The 19,663-nt window shown below is 64.3% G+C and carries 18 protein-coding genes; 7 read left to right on the top strand and 11 right to left on the bottom strand.

Going from position 1 to position 19,663, the window contains the following annotated elements; genetic code table 11:
- Positions 1-17: 17 nt before the first annotated feature.
- The 5 genes from trmD to AABB87_RS03495 all read left to right on the top strand — a co-directional run bounded on the left by trmD (position 18) and on the right by AABB87_RS03495 (position 3,869).
- Positions 18-806 (top strand): tRNA (guanosine(37)-N1)-methyltransferase TrmD, encoded by a 789-nt coding sequence (gene trmD, locus AABB87_RS03515; RefSeq protein ID WP_341969865.1) that lies wholly within the window; start codon positions 18-20, stop codon positions 804-806.
- A gap of 169 nt (positions 807-975) precedes the next feature.
- Entirely contained in the window at positions 976-1,329 is a 354-nt protein-coding gene (gene rplS / locus AABB87_RS03510) for a 50S ribosomal protein L19 (RefSeq protein ID WP_058720001.1), read from the top strand.
- Positions 1,330-1,416: 87 nt separating this feature from the next.
- Positions 1,417-2,112 (top strand): NUDIX hydrolase, encoded by a 696-nt coding sequence (locus tag AABB87_RS03505; protein WP_341969861.1) that lies wholly within the window; start codon positions 1,417-1,419, stop codon positions 2,110-2,112.
- Between the two features lie 28 nt (positions 2,113-2,140).
- Positions 2,141-3,130, top strand: coding sequence for a CobD/CbiB family protein (locus tag AABB87_RS03500; RefSeq protein WP_341969859.1), 990 nt, complete (start codon positions 2,141-2,143; stop codon positions 3,128-3,130).
- 355 nt (positions 3,131-3,485) lie between these two features.
- Complete coding sequence (locus AABB87_RS03495; protein WP_341969858.1) at positions 3,486-3,869, top strand: hypothetical protein; 384 nt, start codon at positions 3,486-3,488, stop codon at positions 3,867-3,869.
- A gap of 96 nt (positions 3,870-3,965) precedes the next feature.
- Here the strand turns inward: AABB87_RS03495 and AABB87_RS03490 are convergent, their stop codons facing one another.
- The 5 genes from AABB87_RS03490 to AABB87_RS03470 all read right to left on the bottom strand — a co-directional run bounded on the left by AABB87_RS03490 (position 3,966) and on the right by AABB87_RS03470 (position 7,578).
- Entirely contained in the window at positions 3,966-4,928 is a 963-nt protein-coding gene (locus tag AABB87_RS03490) for a Tim44 domain-containing protein (protein WP_341969857.1), read from the bottom strand.
- A gap of 190 nt (positions 4,929-5,118) precedes the next feature.
- A complete protein-coding gene (locus tag AABB87_RS03485; protein ID WP_341969856.1) occupies positions 5,119-5,889 on the bottom strand; it encodes an SDR family NAD(P)-dependent oxidoreductase in 771 nt (256 codons plus the stop codon).
- The gene (locus tag AABB87_RS03480; protein ID WP_341969855.1) at positions 5,886-6,530 is read right to left on the bottom strand and encodes a DUF938 domain-containing protein; all 645 of its coding nucleotides are present in this window, start codon (positions 6,528-6,530) and stop codon (positions 5,886-5,888) included. The genes AABB87_RS03485 and AABB87_RS03480 overlap by 4 nt, the downstream gene beginning before the upstream one ends.
- A gap of 3 nt (positions 6,531-6,533) precedes the next feature.
- A complete protein-coding gene (locus AABB87_RS03475) occupies positions 6,534-7,133 on the bottom strand; it encodes an RluA family pseudouridine synthase (RefSeq protein ID WP_341969854.1) in 600 nt (199 codons plus the stop codon).
- A 1-nt stretch (position 7,134) separates the two neighbouring features.
- Positions 7,135-7,578 carry a protein-tyrosine phosphatase family protein gene (locus AABB87_RS03470; protein WP_341969852.1) on the bottom strand — a complete coding sequence of 148 codons (444 nt, stop codon included), beginning with the start codon at positions 7,576-7,578 and terminating at the stop codon, positions 7,135-7,137.
- Between the two features lie 203 nt (positions 7,579-7,781).
- Here AABB87_RS03470 and AABB87_RS03465 point away from each other — a divergent pair, with 203 nt between their 5' ends.
- Positions 7,782-9,140: an MFS transporter gene (locus tag AABB87_RS03465; RefSeq protein WP_341969851.1), complete on the top strand. Its 1,359-nt coding sequence runs from the start codon at positions 7,782-7,784 to the stop codon at positions 9,138-9,140.
- Positions 9,137-9,784, top strand: coding sequence for a helix-turn-helix transcriptional regulator (locus AABB87_RS03460; RefSeq protein ID WP_341969850.1), 648 nt, complete (start codon positions 9,137-9,139; stop codon positions 9,782-9,784). The genes AABB87_RS03465 and AABB87_RS03460 overlap by 4 nt, the downstream gene beginning before the upstream one ends.
- Before the next feature lie 17 nt (positions 9,785-9,801).
- On the opposite strand, the gene AABB87_RS03455 is transcribed toward AABB87_RS03460, so the two are convergent.
- From AABB87_RS03455 to AABB87_RS03430, 6 genes are all read right to left on the bottom strand, one after another.
- Entirely contained in the window at positions 9,802-10,497 is a 696-nt protein-coding gene (locus AABB87_RS03455) for a TVP38/TMEM64 family protein (RefSeq protein ID WP_341969849.1), read from the bottom strand.
- On the bottom strand, positions 10,494-14,750 hold the full coding sequence (locus AABB87_RS03450; RefSeq protein WP_341969848.1) for a non-ribosomal peptide synthetase: 4,257 nt from the start codon (positions 14,748-14,750) through the stop codon (positions 10,494-10,496). The genes AABB87_RS03455 and AABB87_RS03450 overlap by 4 nt, the downstream gene beginning before the upstream one ends.
- Positions 14,723-16,540, bottom strand: a complete 1,818-nt coding sequence (locus tag AABB87_RS03445) for a patatin-like phospholipase family protein (protein ID WP_341969847.1) — start codon at positions 16,538-16,540, stop codon at positions 14,723-14,725. Before AABB87_RS03445 ends, AABB87_RS03450 begins: the two co-directional genes overlap by 28 nt.
- A gap of 103 nt (positions 16,541-16,643) precedes the next feature.
- Positions 16,644-17,066 (bottom strand): hypothetical protein, encoded by a 423-nt coding sequence (locus AABB87_RS03440; RefSeq protein ID WP_341969846.1) that lies wholly within the window; start codon positions 17,064-17,066, stop codon positions 16,644-16,646.
- Between the two features lie 157 nt (positions 17,067-17,223).
- A complete protein-coding gene (gene feoB, locus AABB87_RS03435) occupies positions 17,224-19,101 on the bottom strand; it encodes a ferrous iron transporter B (RefSeq protein WP_341969845.1) in 1,878 nt (625 codons plus the stop codon).
- Positions 19,091-19,378 carry a FeoA family protein gene (locus AABB87_RS03430; protein ID WP_341969844.1) on the bottom strand — a complete coding sequence of 96 codons (288 nt, stop codon included), beginning with the start codon at positions 19,376-19,378 and terminating at the stop codon, positions 19,091-19,093. Before AABB87_RS03430 ends, feoB begins: the two co-directional genes overlap by 11 nt.
- Positions 19,379-19,663 lie beyond the last annotated feature (285 nt).

Genomic DNA, 19,663 nt, shown 5'->3' with positions numbered 1-19,663 from the left:
AGGGCCGGCGCTAAGCCATGCGCTTCGACATCATTACTTTGTTCCCCGAGTTGTTCGGGCCGCATCTCAGCCAGGGCGTGACACGCCGTGCCTTCGAGAGCGGTCAGGTCGATGCACGCCTGTGGCAGTTGCGCGATTTCGCTGATGACAACTACCGCCGTGTCGATGATCGCCCCTACGGTGGCGGCCCGGGCATGGTGATGTTGGTGGAGCCGCTGGAGCGTGCCATCGCCGCCGCTAAGGCTCAGCGCCTAGGGGCGGGCGCCGATGCGGGCCAGCCGCCCGCGGTGATTCATTTCAGCCCCACCGGCCGGCGCATCGATCAGGCTCTGGTGCAGGAGCTGGCGCAAGGGCAGGGCGGCGTGCTGCTGTGCGGTCGCTACGAAGGCATGGATCAGCGCTTTCTGGATCGTCATGTGACGCTGGAACTGAGTCTGGGCGACTTCGTGCTCTCGGGCGGTGAGTTGCCGGCCTTGGCCTTGCTTGATGCCATTGCCCGCCTGCAGGATGGTGTGCTCAATGATGCGCAAAGCCACCAGCAAGACAGCTTCTCTGATGGCCTGCTGGATTGCCCGCACTACAGTCGGCCGGAAGTCTTGGCCGGTCTGCCGGGGCAAGACGAGGCCTTGCCTGTGCCGGCGGTTTTGATGTCGGGTCATCACGCCAACATCGCCCGTTGGCGGCGCGAGCGCTCGCTGGAAATCACCTGGCGCCGGCGCCCCGATTTGATTCTGGCGGCCCGTGCGGCCGGGCGCCTGAGCAAACTCGACGAGCGATTTCTCGCCCAACTTGCCCATACCCCTTAAGTCGCGCTATACTAGCGGGCTGTTCGATCCTCTGGTGGGCCGAATCGGTTGAGGTTCTAAGCGGGGTTGTTTACCCAGCCGCGCGGGCCACAGCCAAATTTTTTAGTCACTTTGGCCGTCTTTTGACGAGTTCGAAGGTCGGTGCCGCCATGATCACTAGGAGAACTCCATGGACTTGATCCAAACCCTTGAGCAAGAAGAAATTGCTCGTCTGAACAAGACCTTCCCGGTCTACTGCCCTGGCGACACGGTCATCGTGAGTGTCAACGTCGTTGAAGGCACACGCAAGCGCGTGCAGGCTTTTGAAGGCGTGGTCATTGCCAAGCGCAATCGCGGTCTGAATTCGAGCTTCATCGTTCGCAAGATCTCGAACGGCGAAGGCGTTGAGCGTACGTTCCAGCTGTACAGCCCTTTGATCGCTTCGATCGAAGTCAAGCGCCGCGGTGATGTCCGTCGCGCCAAGCTGTACTACCTGCGCGATCGTTCGGGCAAGTCGGCTCGTATCAAGGAAAAATTGGGCTGAATCGCGGATCTTTGATCCCGAGTCAAACCAGGGGAAAACCGCCCGAAGCTTGCTTCCGGCGGTTTTTTCTTTGCCTGAGGTTTTTGCATGTCCCGACCCCCTTTGCTGAATCCGCAAGCCGTGCCCGCGCTGGGCTTTGACAGCCATTTGCCGGCCGTTGAAGCGGCTCGCCTGCGCCCCGATGCCCTGCGTGCACGTCTGGCCGCGCCGCCGCTCTGGCAGCCTGAATTCAAGGGGGATGGTGGTAGCTTGGATGCCCGCCCGCCCGCCAATGCTGCGGTCTTGATTCCCTTGGTGATGCGCGAGGAGGGCGTGCAAGTGTTGCTGACGCGCCGCACCGAACATCTGCGTTCGCATGCCGGCCAGATCAGCTTTCCGGGTGGGCGCATGGAGCCAACGGATGCCTCGCCTGAAGCCGCAGCCTTGCGCGAAACCAAGGAAGAGATCGGCTTGGGCGCCGACTACATCGAGGTCATCGGCCAGCTGCCTATCTATGCGACGGTGACCTCTTTCCGGGTTCACCCCGTTGTGGCCCTGGTGCGGCCTGGCTTCGAGCTGCAATTGGATGCGTTTGAAGTTGCCGAGGCCTTTGAAGTGCCCTTGAGCTTTTTGATGACGCCGGCCCGGCATCAGCGCCACCGCTTCGTGTTTGATGGCGGCGAGCGCCATTTTTACTCGATGCCGTGGACGCCTGCGGGCAGTCAAACCGAGCCGTCCCCATACTTTATTTGGGGTGCCACCGCGGCGATCTTGCGCAACTTCTACCGCTTGCTTTCGGCATGAGGCGAAGCGCCCGCTATCATCTCCGGCCATGAACTTCTTCGCGGTCCTTTTGGCTTTGCTGTGTGAACAGCTCAAACCCCTTCGCCATGGCAATGGCATCCACCGCGCCGTGATCGGCTGGGTCCGCTGGACCGGGCGAAACTTCGATGCCGGGCGCGAACATCACTCCACCATCGTTTGGGCGATCACGGTGTTAGGCCCCGCTTTGGCCGTGGCCATCATGTACCTGTCGGTGCGCCATTTCAGCTTGCTGCTGGCTCTGGCCCTGGATGTGGCGGTCTTGTATCTGACTTTGGGCTTTCGGCAGTTCAGCCACTACTTCACCGATATCCGCGATGCGCTGGAACGCGCTGACGACAACGAGGCGCGCCGCTTGTTGTCGGAGTGGCGCCACCTCGATGCCAGCGAATTGCCCCGCACCGAACTCGTCCGCCATGCCATCGAGCATTCGCTGCTGGCGGCGCACCGCCATGTATTTGGTGTGTTCTTCTGCTTCATCTTGTTCTCGACCCTGGGCCTGGGTCCGGCCGGGGCGGTGCTCTACCGCATGGCCGAGTTTGCCGGGCGCTATTGGGCGTTTAAGAGCCGTACCCTGGATGCACCGACCAATGAGCGCCTGATGCAGCTTTCGCGCCGTTTGTTCGGTTTGATCGACTATATGCCGGCCCGTTTTACCGCTGCGGGCTTCACCATCGTGGGTAATTTCGAGGAAGCGGTGAACGGCTGGCGACGCGATGCCCGGCTGTGGCTTCACCCCAATGAAGGCATCATCTTGGCCTCGGCTGCCGGTGCGCTGGGTTTGCAGCTTGGCGGTGTGGCCGCCCCGGGCGTGACGCCGGACCGCAGCAAGACCTTCAGCTCCGGGGTGGATGCTGATGCGACCGGGGCTGACGGCTCCACCCCTGGCCAGATTCCGCAGCTGGGGCATTTGCAGAGCGTGGTCGGCTTGATCTGGCGTTCGGTTGTGCTTTGGATGCTCTTGCTGGCCTTGCTGACGCTGGCGAATTTGTTGGGTTGAGGTCAGCTGTCAAGGCCCAAAACAGCCTCGATGTTTGGGATTGACCGGCAAGCGAGGCACAATGGCGGTGTCGGCTGACTCAGTGCGACTAAAGTTTTCTGTGGTCCGGCCGAAAACTGAGCGAGAACCATCTTTTTTCGATCGCTTCTCTTGTCTAGAGCGCTCAATTCTGGGTGGCTTCGTCAAGTCTTCCTCGCGGAGGTTTGCCATGATTGCATCAATATCGAATTCATCCGATTCCGTCGGATTGGCCCAGCGGCCAGCACTTGAAGAACTCAGCAAACGGCGAGAGCCGCAGGCGAGCCCGCCTGCGCCCGCCCCATCTGTCGCTAGCGCATCAGATACCGGCTCGGCCGTGGTGGAGATTTCCCGCGAAGGCGCCCGTCGCGCCGCCCAGGCCGATGCCCAGCCAGAAGCTAAGCCTAGAAAGCCGCCCCCGGAGCCCGCCTTCAGCGAGACCCCCGTGTCAACGGCGGTGGCCAATGCCATCAACGCAGCACCCGCCCCTGCACCCAGCGCTGCCGACAGCACCAGCACCACTAGCTCGGTGAAGCGTTTCAAGGATGCCGACTCCAACCAGGACGGCCGGGTCAGCAACTTGGAGGCTAGGGCCTACGACTTCAAGCATCCCAGCATTCCAGCCCCGCAACTCGATGGCGATGTGGCTGTGAATCGTTCGGCCAGCGCTGACGTCAAGGCCTACGAGGCGGTAGCGCGTTCCGGAAAGAACGGCGCCTGAGCATCATTTGCTGACGCTCCAGCGGCCCGGCCGGCCGCAGTCAATAAAAAAGCCCGCGCTAGCGGGCTTTTTGCTGTCCGTGTGAACGGTGGCAGATCAGGCGCGGGCTTGAATCCCGGCGATTGCCCATTCGCGGCTTTCGTCCAAGGGGCGAACCAAGTGCCAGACCTCGTCGAAGTTCTCGGCAGCGGCTTCGCTTTGTTCGCGGATCAGGCCCCAGAAACGCACGCTGACAATTTGCTGGCCATTCTCTTGGGCGCGCTCGATCACCTGGGCGTCGAGTTGCAGCACGTCCGTGCGTTGCGCGGCGCCCTTGCGGTCCAGCAATTCCTGCTGCACGACGCCGAACATCTCGGGCGTGGTGAAGCGGCGCAGATCGGTTTGATCGCCGCTGTCGTTGGCGGCCTGCAGGCGGATGAAGACGCGTTTGGCCAGCTGCTCGAAACCAGCGGTGTCAAAGCCATCGTTCAAGGCAGGGGCCGTTGCTGCCACTGCCGCTGCCGTCGCTGCTGCTGGGGCAGCGGAGCTGCCAGTAAAAGCGGTTTGGCTGGGCTGCTCCGGGGCGGCTTGCAAAGGCGTCGGCTGCGAGGCTGCTGGCTGCACAGGCGCTGGCTGGAACGGAGCGCCAGCACCGGCAAACTGCATGCCTTGACCTTGCGGCTTGGGCGTCGCGAATTTGCGCATCAAGAAGCGGATCAGGAAGAAGGCCGCGCCGGCCAGCAGCAACATGGTCATCATATTGGCGAGCGCGCCGCCCATGCCGAAGTGGCTGGCCAAGGCGGCGATACCCAGACCGGCGGCCAGGCCGGCGAGCGGGCCCATCCAGCTGCTCTTGGGCTTGGCGGCAGCAGCCGCAGCGGGCACGGCCGGGGCTGCTTGTTGCGGCGCCGGTGTGGCTTGCTGGGCCGGGGCGCCTTTGCTGGCGTCGTGAGGCTGGGTCGGGGCAGCGCGTTTCATGCCCGAGGAGCCGCCGCCGCCCAAGCGCTTGGCATGGGCGTCAAACGAGGCCACGCCCAGGGCGCAAACCGCAATCAGTGCAGACAGAACAACACGTTTCACAAAATCTCCTCAAAGCCGTCTTGGGCTGAATATGGGCTGAAATGGGCTGGATGCCGGCCGGCGTTGGCCTTGCTGGCTCAGGTCAGAAAAGCCCGCTGACACAAGGTGGGGCCTAGGGTAGCCTTCTTCAAGTCAGCTTTGTTCGGTGCGCGCCCATTACGTAAAAAAGTGCAAAGCAGCGCACAAGAGTTTATGCCTCGCGCACATCCGCCAGCACCTGGCTGCCGAAATCCTCACGTTGCAGCATGGTCAAAACCTTTGCCGCAGCTTGCTCGGGGCTCATCAACAGCCCGCTGGCCTTGAAGTTGGCAAACACCGCCACATCGGGGAACTTGGCTGGGTCGCCGCTGCGCAGCGCCACTTGCATATCGGTGTCGATGATGCCGGGTGCCAAGGAGACGATGCGCGCGCCAGCCGGCTTAGCGGCTTCGTCCAGTGCCATGGCGCGCGACAAATTGTCCATGCCCGCCTTGGCGGCGCAGTAAGAGGCCGAGCCGGCCATGGCGCGGCGCCCCAGGCCCGAGGAGATATTCAGAATGCGCCGCGCCGCGCCCAGATGGGCGGTGGCGCGCAGGAAAGCGCTACTCAGCAGCAAGCAGGCTTCAAGGCCTACGCGCAAGGCATTCGAGAGCTCTTCCAGGCTGGCCTCGTCCACCGGCCCGGGCGTAGCCACCACGCCCGCGTTATTGATCAGGGTGGCTTCAGAAAAGCGTGCCGGGTCTTGCGCTTGCAGCCAGGCTTGCAAATGCTGGGCCGCTGCCAGGGGCTGATTCAAATCGAGCTCCCACTGTTCCAGTGCCAGGCCCTGCGCGAGGGCGAGTTCCTGCAGAGCCGCACTGCGCTTGCGGGCGATGCCAATCACCAGATGGCCGGGTGCCAGCAATTGGCGCGCAATCGCTTCGCCCATGCCGCGCGAACTGCCGGTAACGATGTAGAGCGCGGTTTGAGTCTGGCTTGTCATGCTTGTGCTTTCTTCGGGTGGCTGGGCTGGCGGCTGAACACCAGCAGCAGATTATTGGCCGGCATGGCCTGGATGTCGCGCAATTCAAGCCCGGCTGCGAGGGCTTCGGCCTTGACAGCATCCAACTCGCGCAAGCCCCAGCGGGCATCACGCGCCCGCAGATCGGCGTCAAAAGCCAGATTGCTGGGGGCGGTGTCTTGATCGCTGAGGATGAAGGGGCCGTAGACCACCAGCAGGCCGCCCGCCTTCAAGTGGCGGCCTGCTCCTTTCATCAAGCCCTGGCAGCTGGCCCAGGGAGAGATGTGCAGCATATTGGCGCAGAACACTAGGTCCAGGCTTTGGTGGCTGGCGGGTAGCGCCCAGTCGGGCTGGCAGACATCGAGCTGCAGCGGCGGCAAGCCATTGGGATTCCAGGCGGTGATGGAGGCCAAGGCTTGCGCGTCCGGATCGGAGGCCTGCCAGTGCCAGCCCGGTAGCAGGGCGCTGAAATGCGCCGCATGCTGACCGCTGCCGCTGGCGATTTCCAGCGCCAGGCCGGTGGGCGGCAGCAGGCGCAGCAGGGCCTCGCCGATGGGGAATTGATTGCGCTCGGCGGCAGGAGAGTGGCGGGCAGGGGGGTGCGCAGGAATGGGCACAGTCATGATTTAGAACTCCGGTGGGCAGTCAAAGTGCAGGCCCAGTTCGGGCAGGCTGAGTGAGCAGGCATGCAAACACATGGCGCCGCCGGTGGCTTGGCCGTAGAGCGCGTCGCCAACGATGGGGTGCCCTAGGGCCAGCATGTGCACGCGCAATTGATGGGTGCGGCCGGTGACAGGCTCTAACTCAACGCGGCTTTGCGCCTCGTCGGTGCTCAGCACCCGGTAGCGGGTCAGCGAGGGCTTGCCGGCTTCGAAATCGATTTTCTGGCGGGGGCGATTGGGCCAGTCCGTCAGCAGGGGGAGATTGACTTCCTGCCAGTCAGGCTTAGCGGCAAGCCGGCCCGTCACCAGGGCGATGTAGCGCTTGTGCACCTTGCGGGCGGCGAAGTCCATGCTCAGGCGGCGCTGCATTTCGGCGCCGCGCGCCATCAGCAAAAGGCCCGAGGTGGCCATGTCCAGTCGGTGCACGATCAAGGCATCGGCGAACTGCGCCTGCGCGCGGTGGATAGCGCAGTCTTGCTTGTCCTCACCCCGGCCGGGCACCGACAGCAGGCCGCTGGGTTTGTTGACCAGCAGCAGTTGCTCGTTAACGAAAAGAATCTGCAATTTAGAACCGGTCGATCCAGCCGGACTGCAGCGCCGATTGCGGGTTGGAGCCGGCGGCCCGAACGGCGGCCAGCGCCTGTTCAGCGCTCAGGCCCAAATGCTTGAGGACGCAAGCGGCCACCGTGCCGGTGCGGCCAATGCCAGCCGCGCAATGCAGCAGCACTTGCTCGCCCAGGCGCAGGCTATGGGCGATTTGCTCAACACCTTGCGTGAATGCGGCCGGGTCGGCGCCCAGGCCGAAATCGCGCATCGGCAGGTGCTGCCATCGAAAGGGCAAGCGCCCTTCGGCGATGGCTTTGTGATAACTGGGCGAGAGCTGCGCCACCTCTTCCAGAGGGTTCAGGCACACCACCAGATTGAGTTGGCGCAGCCTGGCCTCATCCAGAAAGGCACCCCAGGACTCCAGCCGGCCGGGCATGGACTGCAACCAGAGTTGTCCGCTCACGGTCAGGGCGGGGGCAAGGGTGACGCTGCGAAATGGCATGGCAATAAGAGAGGAGGTGGGGCGGGTCGGGAGGCGAAATGAACACCAAGCGCCGCATTGTGCCTGTCCGCCGCCAGCTTCTTTGGCATGCCTCTTGAGCCTGACTTGCATGGGGTTAATCAACAAAAAGTTGATTAACTATCCGGGCCTGCGAAGATGGCGGCATGACGTCAACGCAATCGCCGCCACACACCGGCCAGTCGGCCGCCACTTTGCCTGCTCAGATCCCGGCACCTTCATCCGCCAGTTCACCCGATGCAACAAGCAATGCGCCTGCCGCACCCAGTGCAGCCGCCGCGATGGCGCCGCTGAAACACCCCATGTGGGTCTTGCTGGCGATCTGCGCCTTGGGGCTGATGAGCACGATTGGCGTGTCCATGCCTTATCCGATCCTGGCGCCCATATTTGTCGGCGGGCCGGTCGATGACTTCACCCATTTCGCCGGTCTGGACCCGAAGCTGCTGATGGGGCTTGCCTTGGCCGCCAATCCGCTGGGCATCTTGCTGGGCAGCTTGTTCATCGGCCCCTTGTCCGATCGCTACGGCCGGCGTGCTGTGTTGGCCGTGACGCTGAGCGCCACCTTGGTGAGCTATTTGCTGAGTGCCTTGGCGCTGGCGCAACGCGACTATCTGCTCTTTGTGCTGGCCCGCTTCGTCACCGGCCTGACCGAAAGCAATGTGGCTGTGGCGCGGGCCTTGCTGGCGGATATGCACCAGCAAATCGACCGCACCCGCGCGTTTGCCTGGTTGAATTCCTGCTTGTACATGGGCTGGCTCTTGGGGCCCTTGGTGGGTGGGCTGACGCTGCCGCTGGGTGAGGCCGTGCCCTTTGTGCTGGCTGGCCTGGCCATGCTGCCTTGCCTGGCGGTGCTGACTTTGTGGGTCCCCGCTGCGGCGGGTGCGCAGGCCGCCGCACCTTGGTCATGGCGGGCCTTGTGGGCACAGCAGGCCCTGGGCCTGTTGGCTCGCGACAAGCTGCTGGCGGCCTTGTTCGTGATGCAGCTTTTCTACACCATGGGCATCAACGCCCTGTACGAATTCGCGCCACTGTGGATGGTGGAAAACCTGGGGCTGGACAGCCGCGGCATCGCCTGGGTCACCGCCGCCCAATGCGCCACCATGACTCTCGCTTCGGTGCTGGCCGGCAAGTTCAGTCGCGGCGGCCATGGCCGGGCACTGCAAGGCGCTGCGTTGCTCGCGCTGTGTGCGGCGTTGGGCTTGAGTTTGCTGGCGGTGTTGCCTGGGCATTTGGGCGTGTTCGTCATCATCGCCCTGGGCGCGCCGCTGGCGCTTTACAACGCGGTCTTGCCGGCTTGGGTGTCTGAGCGCTTTGCGAATTATGGCCAAGGTCGGGTGATGGGCCTGCTGTCCACCATTTTCTGCATTGCCAACGTCACGGTGGCGCTGGCGGGTGGCTTGATCTCTTTGTTGTCGACGCGCTGGATCATGGGCCTGGGAGGGCTGTGTTGTGTGCTGGCCGCACTGGCCTTGCTGCGCTTGGCGCGTCGGCAGGCGCAGGCATGAGCAAGCTCGCCGAGCAATTGCTTTACCAGCTCAAAAGCCGCGGGCCGCAGTCTGCGGCGACCTTGGCTGCTGCCTGTGCCATTACACCCATGGGGGCGCACAAGCAGCTGCAGGCCTTGCTGCAGCAGGGTTTGTTGACGGCAGAGGATGAGGTGCGCGGCGCCGGGCGGCCGACACGGATTTGGTCGCTCAGCGCGGCCGGCCATGCCCGCTTCCCGGATCGGCATGGCGACCTGGCCGTGCAGCTGATCCGCCAAGCCGCGCAAGTGCTGGGGCCGCAGGCGCTTGAGCAATTGATTGAGGCCAGGGAGCGTGAAACGCTGGCCCTCTACCAAGCCAAGCTGCTTGGCAAGCCCAGCTTGGCGGCGAAAGTGCGTGCGCTGGCCGCGCTGCGGGCCGAAGAAGGTTACATGGCCCGGGTGGAAGTGCAAGGGCAAGGGCAAGCGCGCGGCGCGAGTCAGGTGCTGCTGCTGATTGAAGACCATTGCCCCATCTGCGCCGCCGCGACCCAGTGCCAGGGTTTTTGCCGCTCCGAGCTGGCCTTGTTCCAAGCATGCTTGGGCGAGGGGGCTCAGGTGGTGCGGGTGGAGCACCAACTCAGCGGCGGGCGACGCTGCGTGTATGAAATTCAGGCGCGGGCGTGACGCGCGTTTGAGCCAGCCTACAGCTCGCGACCTTGCCTCTGCATCCAGCGCCGCACCAGCGCCATGGCCACGCCCAGCAGCAGCAAGGCCCCGGCCAACACGGCCCAGGTCAGCGGCCCTGGGTGTTGGATGGCCTGCAGAATCGTGTCCAGAAAAAAAGCCATCACCAGGGTGGAGGGCAGGATGCCGATCAAGGTGCCGAGCAGCATATCGATCAAGCGGATATGGGTGGCGCCGGCCACCATATTCACCACCGCAAAAGGCGCCACAGGAAGCAGGCGCAAGGTGATGACGGCCAGCAAGCCGCGCTCGCCTAGGCTTTGGCTGAGTTGCTGCACGCGCGGCCCGGCCAGGCGGCACAGCGCCTCGTGGCCCAGCAGGCTGCCGGCGCCGTGGCTCAGCGCCGCGCCGATTAAGGCGCCCGCCACACTGGCCAGCGCGCCTTGCAGCGGCCCCAGCGCGGCAATCATCAGCAAGGTCAGCAAGCTCAGCGGCACGGCCAGGCTCACGGCGAGCGAAAAGAATGCAATCGTCAGCAGCGGCCCCATGGCTTGACCGCGTGCTTGCAACTGGGCCAATAGCTTTGCCGGATCAAGGGCCTCGCGCAGCGGCGTGCTGCTCCATGCCAAGGCCAGGCCCAGCAAGGCCAGCAGGCACAGGCCGAGCAGAATCAGCCGGCGCTGCAAGCGCCGCTTGTGCATCGAGGGGTTCATGCGAGCAGACCTGAAGGCAGGTTTTGGCTGGTCGTATCGCTCAGCGCAACCAAGGGTTCGGCATCGCCTGCGTGGTCGCTGCGGCCTTCCAGCGCCTCACAGGCCTGTAGAAACTCCCGCAACTCATTGGCCAGCTGGTCCACATGCTGGGGCTCGAAAATCGAGCCGTGCAGGCCGCTGACTTCGCGCGTGACCATGCTCTTGGGCATGAGGCGCTGCCAAGGCTTGAAGAGCAGCCGGTTCCAGCTGGCCAGGCCGGTGGATTTGATCAGCAGCACAGGCCCCTCAAAGCCCGCGCAGCGGTAGCCGCGCAAAGCCAGCACCTGGCTGATCAGGCCGGGGTCGCTGAACATGGCGCCCAGGCGGCGGCCATTCATGCTGAGGTCTTGAACATGCAGTTTTTGCACCAGCCAGCCCAGCGTGCGCCAGGAGCCGGCACCGCCAAACATGGCGTCGGGGTGGATGGAGTCGAGCAGGATCAGGCCGCGCACCGCGTGGCCGCGCCGTGCCAGTTCATTGGCTGTTTCGATGGCGGTGATGCCGCCCACCGAGAAGCCGGCCAACCAGCCGGGTGGGTTGTTTTGGGCCAGGATGCTGTCGGCATAGAGGCTGGCGAATTCCGCCATGGTGGTGGGCGCCGGGTCCAGCGGCGCCTGCAGCATGAAGAGATTGACCTCGCCCTTCAGGGCCGAGGCGAGGTTTTGCAAACGCATCACGTCACCGTGGCCGGAAGAGGCCAGATAGAGCGGGGCGGCACCGGGGCTGTAGTTCATGGCGCGCAGGATACCGGGCCGAGCTTGCGGTTTTGTGAGCGTTTGGGCCAGTTGGGCGATGGTGGGGTTGTCGGTGATCAATTGCAGCGGCAATCGGCGGCCCAGAACCTGCTCCATCGCATCCAGAATGCTCAGGGCCGCGAGTGAGTCGCCGCCTAGGTCGAAGAAGTTGTCGTGCAGTCCCACCAGGGGCAAGGGCGCTTCGGCCGTGTGCTCTTCGGACGCTGCGGGCTTGGGCTGCGGCGCGCGCAAGGCCAGCGTCCATTGCTTTTGCAGCTCACGCTCCAGCTCGGTATTGGCTTCGCGGTGCTCAGCTTTGACGCCGGCCAGCAGCGGCTCAGGCAGGGCTTTGTGGTCGATCTTGCCGTTGCTGCTCAGTGGCAGCTCGGCCATCAATGTGAAGCTGCTCGGGCGCATGTAGTCGGGCAGGCGTGCGCGTAGGCCGGCTTGCACCTCGGGCAGGCCTAGCGGCAGCTCCAGCGCCAGCCAGGCGTGCAGCAAGGCCTTGCCTTCGTGATCAATTTTCTGCACCACGGCTTGTTTGACGCCAGGCACGGCACAGCAGGCGGCTTCCACATCACCTAGCTCAATGCGGTAGCCGCGCAGCTTGATCTGGCGGTCATTGCGGCCGCTGAAATGCAGATTGCCGAGGGTGTCCAGCCAACCGCGGTCGCCGCTTCGGTACATGCGTTGCGGCGGCAAGCTGGCTTCGACAAAAGGGTCGGGCACAAAGGCCAGCGCATTCAGGTCGGGTCGGCCCAGGTAGCCGCGCGCCACCGCTTTGCCGCCGATGAAGATATCGCCCGGCACGCCGAAGGGTTGGGGCTCCAGGTCTGGGCTGAGCACATAGATGCGGGTGTCATCGATGGGGCGGCCGATGGGGATATCGCCGCTGGGTTCCATCGTCTGCATGCCAGGCTCTGCATCGCCATTGGCATCCTGGCTGCCCTGGCACAGCCAGGCGGTGGCAAAGATGGCGGTCTCGGTGGGGCCGTAGACGTTGTAGAGCTGCACGCCGGTTTCATCGACAAAGCGCTGCGCCAACTCGGGCGCCAGCACCTCGCCGCCGCAGCAGGCCACACGCAGCTTGAGTTGCTTGCTCTTGCTGTTCTTGCCGCGCCAGCCGGCCAGCAGGCCGCCGAGGGTGGTTGGCACAAAAGCGCTGAATGTGGCCTCATGCTTGAGGATGAAGGCCGCCAGCTTTTGCGGGTGCAGCCGGCCCGGGGGGGGCAGAGCGATGCTGGCGCCCTGGGTCAGCGGCAGCAAGAGTTCGATCAGCGCGGGGTCAAAGCCCAGCTGCGTGCCCTGGGCCGAGCGGTCGCTGGCATTGATGGCCCAGGCGCGCGACAACCAAGCCAGGCGGCGCGACAAGGTGTCATGTTCAATCATCACCCCCTTGGGCCGGCCGGTGGAGCCGGAGGTGAAGAGCACATAGGCCAGATCCTCGGGCCTAGCCTTGGCCCAGGTCCACAAAGATTCGGCATGCACGGCTTCGGCCGCCCCTGCCGTCCCGGGCGCGGGGATGGGTTCGCTCAGCTTGGGGATGCGCAGGCAGCGCGAATGCAGGGGCGGCAGCTCGGCCGACAAATGGCTGTCCACCAACAAGGCCACGGCCTCGCTGTCGAGCAAGATGCTGGCCAAGCGGGCGTGGGGCAGTTGTGGGTCCAGCGGCAAAAAAGCCGCCCCGGCGCGGCCGATGGCCAACAAGGCCACCACCATCTCGGGCGAACGCTCGGCGGCCAGGGCCACCACCTTGTTGCGGGTGGCACCGAGCTGGCGCAACTGCCCCGCCAAGGACTCGACCCGGCGCGCCAGCGCCGAGTAGCTCAGCTGGCAGGTAGTTCCTTCCTGGCCTTGGCCCTCGGGTTGCTCCCAGATCAGCGCGCAGGCCTCGGGGCGCAGGGCTGCCTGGTGTTCGAACAAGTCGATATAGGGCTGCGGTGCATCGAGCTGGGCCAGATCCTTGTGCAAGCCTTCCAGCAGCGCCCAGCGTTCCTCGCCCGGCACGATCTCGAACTGGCTCAAGCGGTCGCGCGGCTCTTGCACCAAGGTTTGGGCCAAGTGCCAGATGCGCCGACCCAGCATGGCGGTTTCTGCGGCACTGAAGGCCAGGCTGCTGCTTTCCAACACCATCTCGGTGTCGGCCGCGCCGGCGAATTCACACACCGTCACGGCCAGCGGATAGCGCGCCAGGCCGGCAAATAGCTGACGCGAATCCTGCAGCTCCGCCGCGCCGAACTCCAAAGCATAGTCTTGCCGTTCGAAGGACAGCAGCACGTCCAGCAAGCTGTCGCGACCCTCTCGCAGCAACTGCAATTGGTGGCTCAAATCGCTCAGCGGATAGCGCGGGTGGCGCAGTGCGCCTTGCACTTGCTGGGCCACATGAGCGAGCAGCTCAGCAGCGCTGCTTTGCGGCTCGAGCTGGATCTTGATGGCCAGAATGCCTACAAACATGCCTGGCGTCTGGCGAAAGCGCCGGCCCGAACGGTTCAGGCTGGGCACCCCAATCAGTACCGACTGACGCTCCTGGACGCGGGCGAAGTAGAGCGCCAGGGCGGCCAGAAAACAAGTGAAGGGCGTCGCCCCCAGGGCCAGCGCGGCATTGCTCAGCGCCGCGTAGTCGGCCTGCTCCAACTGCTGGGTCACGACATGGGCGGGCGGCAGTGACTTGGCGCCGCTACTTGGCGCGCTGCCACCATCGGGCTCGGCAGCCAGGCGCCGGCGCGGCTCGATCAAGGGTTTGGGCAATTCATGCAGATGCTGGCGCCAATAATTGGCGTCACGCTCGAACAGGGCGGAGGCTTGGTATTGCGTGGACTCTTCGATGAAGTCCAGGTAGCTGGCCGCGGGTGCTGATCCGGCGGGTGGCGTGCCAGGGGCCGCCGCTTGGGGCTGATCGCCCGCACCGTGTATTTGCACCAGTTGATGCAGCTCGGTGAATTCCTCGCCGGGTCTGGCTTCCTGGCCCAAGGCTTGGTAGATCTCGGCCCACTCGCGCATCACCTGGGTGGTGCCCCAGCCGTCCATCACCAGGTGGTGGAACTGAATCGTCAGGCCATGCAGCTCATCATTGGCGCGCAGCAGGGCGAAGCGCCAGGGCGGCTGGCCGCCCAGCACAAAGGGCTCGCGGATGCGGGCATTCCACCAATCGCGCATGGCCTGCTTGGCGGCCGAGGCGTCAAGCGGCTGACCATGGGCAATGTCCACCACCTCCAGCCGAGGCTCGAAAAAGGGCAGCAGCTGCTGCGTGCCATCGGCCAGCGGGGCCAGGCGCAGGGCGTCGCAGCGGTTCACCAGCAGGCGCAAGGCGTGCTCAAAGCGTGCGAGATCCAGCCGACCGACCAGGAATGCGCCACCACCAATATTGAGGTGGGCGCAGCCCTGCCAGGCCCGCTGATCCAACCAGACCTCGCGCTGGCTCAGCGAGAGTGGCAGGCTTAGCGCTGGGGCGTTCAGTGGCCGGTCTGGTGATGATCCCATTGACTGATTTTTTCCATGGCGTAGCGATAGCCAACTTCGGCGATATCGGCTCCCTTGGCATAGGCCATGAGGGAAAAATCGGCCACCGGTGGCTCCAAATAGTGGTCGGCCTGGGCGATGGTGCGAAAGCGCTGATTCAAGCCGCCGACATGGCCGGCGCTGTAGAGAATGTCGGCAATGCTTGGCGATGAGGGCGCCTTGGCGGACAGCATGCGTTTGAGGGTGCTCATTACCGTCAGGCGCTGCAGGCCGGGGTCGGCGCTGAGGTTCTCACGCACATCCACATCGATGGCGATGATGCGGCCATTGCCGCGCCGTCGCTCCAGCGGCGTTCCCAAGCGCATACGCATGGCTTGCACCGGCACGTTCTCCAGAATCGCGCCGTCCACCAACAGCTGGCCATCCAACAGCACCGGCGGAAAGAGGCCGGCGGGCGAATTGCTGGCCAGCACCGCGCGCCACAGCGGGCCCTGGTCTTGCACGGTGGTATTGCCCAGGGTGAGATTGCAGGCTGCGGCGAAATAAGGGCGCCACAGGCCTTCGATCAAACGCTCACCAAACATGCGCTTGAGGTCGCGCTCGACCCGGCGGCCGCCGACGATGGAAATCAATGGCAGGGTGGGGCGCTCGCCGCCGGCCGCAAATTTTTGGGTGTTGCGCAAGATCTCGGGCAGGCTGAGGTCGCAAGCCACCTGGGCCCCGATCAGTGCGCCCATGCTGTTGCCGCCAATCAGGTCGACCGGAATATGGCATTCCTGCAAGGCGCGAAGCACGCCCAGGTGGGCAAAACCACGCGCACCGCCGCCGCCCAGCACCAGGCCAACGGCGCGGCCGGTGAGAAAGCGGGCCAGGCGTTCAGAGTCATCGCGCCGCTCGCGCCGCAGCGGGTAGATGCGTTCCAGGTCGCGGCCCTGGTGCCATGGAGCGGGCGGCACCGGCTCGGCCTGATCGGCGGGGTGCAGCAGCACCAGATGATGGCGCTTGAAGGCGTAGCCGGTCTCGCCCATCAGGCTTTGCTCCACCGCGGTCAGGGCGGGGGATTGATTCGCGGCAGAAACATAGATCAGCTGGTCGGCCTGACGCAGGGCGAAGCGGCTCCAGTCGCAATCGCGATCCGGGGTTTCGTAGAGGATGAACTCATGCTCATCCTCCAGGCGAGCCCAATCCTGGCCGGTGAACAGCTCGCCGTTGAGCAGCAACTGCTGGCCGTCCGGGCTTTGGCAAAGATGCGCGGTGCGGCCAAGCTTGGACAGCGCCAGGCTCAGCTCCTGCGCCAGTGGCCCGACGCCGGGGTCCGCGTGCAAGGGCACCAGGGCGAAGGTTTGCGCCAGGCCTTGAACGGCGACCGCGTCCGTGGCATTGCGCATGCGGTCGTAGACGGCTTTGAGAAAGACCTGGCTCAGTTCGAGCGGGAAACGCTGCAAGAGCTGCTCGTAAGCCTGGCGGCTCAGCAGCGCCAGGCGCGAGTCGCGCAAGGCCGTTACATGCTGGGCGCGTGGCTGCTGGAGAATCATGCCCAGCTCGCCCACACTCTGGCCGGGCTGGACTTGGTTGTAAAGCAGCACGCGACCGTCCCGGTCGCGGCGCCAGACCCGCAGGCCGCCGCTGATGACGAAGAGAATGCTGTCGGATTCCGCGCCTTCACGGATCAGCTCTTCGCCGCCATGCACCCGCCACTCGTCCATCACGCCCACCAGGGCCTGCAGCACGATTTCGCTCAGTGAGCCGAAGACGGCGCTGGCACGCAGCACCTCGGCGACGCGAACGCGAAAACTCAGCGAATGCTCCATGCGCTGAGTCTAGGGCGGCAGCCTAGTCGCTGGCCAAACTAAAAAGCGCCGAAAAGCAAGCCATTCAAGGCTTGCGAGTTCGGCGCCGCGTTCACGGATGTTTTTAGTCGTGCAGCAGGGCGGTGCGCACGGCGTCCATGCTGTCGCTCAGCTTGGCTTTGGCCAGGGCCTTGCATTGCTCGACTGTGGCGTTGGCTTGAATGCCGAACGTGGTGGCCGACTTGGCGGGCCGCAAGACCAAGGTGTCCACCTTCACGCCGCGCGGCAGCATGGTGGTGCGGGCGGTGATGATGCAGTTTTTGTCGGCATCGAAGCCGCCTTCCACGTCCGTGGCAAAGCCCCACTTCTTGACCGGGTAGAACTTGTGGAACTTGGCAGGTCCCTTGCTGGCCCAGACTTCTTTGGCCGTAGCCTTGTCCATCAGCGACGCGTTGGAATGATCGACCAGCAGGTAGCTTGGGTCTGCAGCAAAGGCCTGGGTGGCGCTCGTCAACAACAGGGCGGCGAGCAGTCGGGAAACTTGCATGGTGGTTTTTCCAAGAAACACGGGATGGCTTGATCGGGTCAAGATTTAGCTGGGCATTGTATGGACAGCTTTGCCCCTCTAAAGCCCTTGCTAGAGGCCTCTGGCATCAACGTAAACACCTAGTTGAGCGGCTGGCTGGGTGGGTGTGCGGCCAATGTCAGCTCAACAACATGCTGCTGAGTCGGAAGGTGATGAAGGCCGCGGCATAGGCCAGACCGAAGAGATAAGCCGCCATCAGCAGCGGCCACTTCAGGCTGCCGGTTTCGCGCCGCGCTGCGGCCAAGGTGGCCATGCACTGTGGGGCAAACACAAACCAGGCCAGCAGCGACAAGGCTGTGGGCAAAGACCAGCTCTTGGCGATCAGCGGGGCCAGGGCTTGCGCCGCATCGGTGCCGCTGGCCGACAGGGCATAGACCGTGCCCAGCGCGCTGATCACCACCTCGCGGGCGGCAAGACCTGGCACCAGGGCCAGGCTGATCTGCCAGTTGAAGCCCAGGGGCTCGAACAAAACCGCCAAGCCTCGGCCCAGATAGCCGGCGATGCTGTACTCGATGGCACTGCCGGTGGCGCCCGGTGGCGGGGCGGGGAAGCTGGCAAGCGCCCAAAGAATGATGGTCAGGCTCAGGATGATGCCGCCGACCCGTTTGATGAAGATTTGCGCGCGCTGCCACAAGCCGATCAACACATTGCGTGGGCTGGGCCAGTGGTAGCTGGGCAATTCCATCATCAAGGGCCGCACCTGGGCGCGGCTGGTGAATTGCTTGAGCACCCAGGCCACCGCCATGGCGCCGACGATGCCCGCCAGGTAGAGGCCGAACAGCACCAGGCCCTGCAATTCCAGCCCGCCCCAGATTTGCTGTTGCGGAATGAATGCGCCAATCAACAAGGCATAGACCGGCAGCCGGGCCGAGCAGGTCATCAGCGGCGCGATCATGATGGTGACCAGGCGGTCGCGCGGATTGGCGATGCTGCGCGTGGCCATGATGCCGGGAATGGCGCAGGCAAAGCTCGACAGCAGCGGAATGAAGCTGCGGCCCGACAGGCCGACGCTGCCCATCAAGCGGTCCAGCAAAAAGGCGGCACGTGGCAGATAGCCCGATTCTTCGAGCACCAGGATGAAGAAGAACAAGATCAGGATCTGCGGCAAAAAAGCCAGCACACTGCCCGCGCCGGCCAGCACGCCGTCCACCAGCAGGCTTTGCAAATAGCCGGCCGGCATGGCTTGGGTCAGCTGCGCGCCGAGCCAGGCGATGCCGCCTTCGATCCAGTCCTTGGGCGCCTCGGCCCAAGAGAACACCGCCTGGAACAGCAGGAAGAGCACAGCGCCCAGAATCAGCAAGCCGGCCACCGGGTGCAGCAAGACCCGGTCGGCCTTGTCGCTGAGCAGGTCGGGCAATTGCACATCCAGGCCCAGGTCCTGCAGGATCTGGCGCACCACCGCATGGTCGGCTTCGGCGCTGAGCTCCGCTTGGGCGCCGGGGGCCGGGCCTTGCCAAACCTGGGTTTGATCGAGCAGGGCCTTGAGTTCGTCAATGCCCTGGCCGTGGGTGGCCACGGTGCTGATCACCGGCACGCCCAGGGCTTGTGACAGCGCCTTGGTATCGATGTGCAAGCCGCGCTTGGCGGCCAGGTCGCTCATATTCAGCGCCGCCACGCAGGGCAGGCCCAAGCGCTTGACGGCCAGCAGCAGGCGCAGATTGCGGCGCAGATTCGTGGCGTCGAGCACACAGATGACCAGGTCGGGGCGCTTTTCGCCTTGCGCGCGGCCGCTCAGCACATCGCAGGTGACGCGCTCATCGGGCGAGCGCGCGTGCAAGCTGTAAGTGCCCGGCAGGTCCAGCAGGCGCAGGGCGCGGCCTGCGGCGCTGAGCAGGCGACCTTCCTTGCGCTCCACCGTCACGCCGGCGTAATTGGCAACTTTTTGGTGGCTGCCGGTCAGGCGATTGAAGAGGGCGGTTTTGCCGCAATTCGGATTACCCACCAGGGCCAGCAAGGGGCCGCCGCGATGGACGTGGATGACGGATTCAACGGACATGAGGGGCGATCTTGGCGGAATTCGTGGGGCGGCTGACCAGCACGCATTCGGCCTCAGCGCGGCGCAAGGCGAAGGTGGAGGTGCCAATGCGTACCACCAGCGGATCGGCACCGGGCAAGCCGCGTGCCATCACTCGGACCGCCTCACCCGGCAAAAAACCGATCTCCTCCAACCATTGCGCCCATTCCGGCGCGTGGGCGGGGGCGCTGACGTGCTGGACCAGCAAAGGCTCACCAATGGAAGCCAGCGCGAGGTTGGCGGGCGGTGCTTGAGTCATGGGGCATCCTGGCTGTGCGGTGCCGGCGCAACAGCGTGAGTAGTGCGAAAATAAATCGAATCGCGAATGATTCTTATTGTAGGCCGGCACTTTTGAATGACGTTTTGATCCTACTCAAGCCCAAAGGCCTTGTAGAACAGGCTTGGCGGCGAGCCGCCGCAGGCTGATGTGATCAAAAAATAGTCAATTTGGAGCCCAAATTCGGCCTGCAAGCAATCCGCGAGAAGCCTTTGTTGATGCGGGCGCAAACGTTTTAGTGTTTCTACTCCGCTGTCGATACACTGG

The organism is Roseateles sp. PN1 (genome assembly GCF_038419725.1).
Lineage (GTDB): Bacteria > Pseudomonadota > Gammaproteobacteria > Burkholderiales > Burkholderiaceae_C > Paucibacter_A.
Note: the sequence above shows the minus strand (reverse complement) of the source record. Positions and strands in the feature narration are given on the sequence as shown.

What these genes read in the sequence shown, in the direction of transcription:
- AABB87_RS03500 (WP_341969859.1), top strand. Translation starts at nt 2,141, where the DNA reads ATGAACTTCTTCGCGGTCCTTTTGGCTTTGCTGTGTGAACAGCTCAAA.
- trmD (WP_341969865.1), top strand. Translation starts at nt 18, where the DNA reads ATGCGCTTCGACATCATTACTTTGTTCCCCGAGTTGTTCGGGCCGCAT.
- AABB87_RS03480 (WP_341969855.1), bottom strand. Translation starts at nt 6,530, where the DNA reads ATGACTGTGCCCATTCCTGCGCACCCCCCTGCCCGCCACTCTCCTGCC.
- feoB (WP_341969845.1), bottom strand. Translation starts at nt 19,101, where the DNA reads ATGTCCGTTGAATCCGTCATCCACGTCCATCGCGGCGGCCCCTTGCTG.
- AABB87_RS03460 (WP_341969850.1), top strand. Translation starts at nt 9,137, where the DNA reads ATGAGCAAGCTCGCCGAGCAATTGCTTTACCAGCTCAAAAGCCGCGGG.
- AABB87_RS03465 (WP_341969851.1), top strand. Translation starts at nt 7,782, where the DNA reads ATGACGTCAACGCAATCGCCGCCACACACCGGCCAGTCGGCCGCCACT.
- AABB87_RS03455 (WP_341969849.1), bottom strand. Translation starts at nt 10,497, where the DNA reads ATGAACCCCTCGATGCACAAGCGGCGCTTGCAGCGCCGGCTGATTCTG.
- AABB87_RS03450 (WP_341969848.1), bottom strand. Translation starts at nt 14,750, where the DNA reads ATGGGATCATCACCAGACCGGCCACTGAACGCCCCAGCGCTAAGCCTG.
- AABB87_RS03440 (WP_341969846.1), bottom strand. Translation starts at nt 17,066, where the DNA reads ATGCAAGTTTCCCGACTGCTCGCCGCCCTGTTGTTGACGAGCGCCACC.
- AABB87_RS03505 (WP_341969861.1), top strand. Translation starts at nt 1,417, where the DNA reads ATGTCCCGACCCCCTTTGCTGAATCCGCAAGCCGTGCCCGCGCTGGGC.
- AABB87_RS03485 (WP_341969856.1), bottom strand. Translation starts at nt 5,889, where the DNA reads ATGACAAGCCAGACTCAAACCGCGCTCTACATCGTTACCGGCAGTTCG.
- AABB87_RS03430 (WP_341969844.1), bottom strand. Translation starts at nt 19,378, where the DNA reads ATGACTCAAGCACCGCCCGCCAACCTCGCGCTGGCTTCCATTGGTGAG.
- rplS (WP_058720001.1), top strand. Translation starts at nt 976, where the DNA reads ATGGACTTGATCCAAACCCTTGAGCAAGAAGAAATTGCTCGTCTGAAC.
- AABB87_RS03445 (WP_341969847.1), bottom strand. Translation starts at nt 16,540, where the DNA reads ATGGAGCATTCGCTGAGTTTTCGCGTTCGCGTCGCCGAGGTGCTGCGT.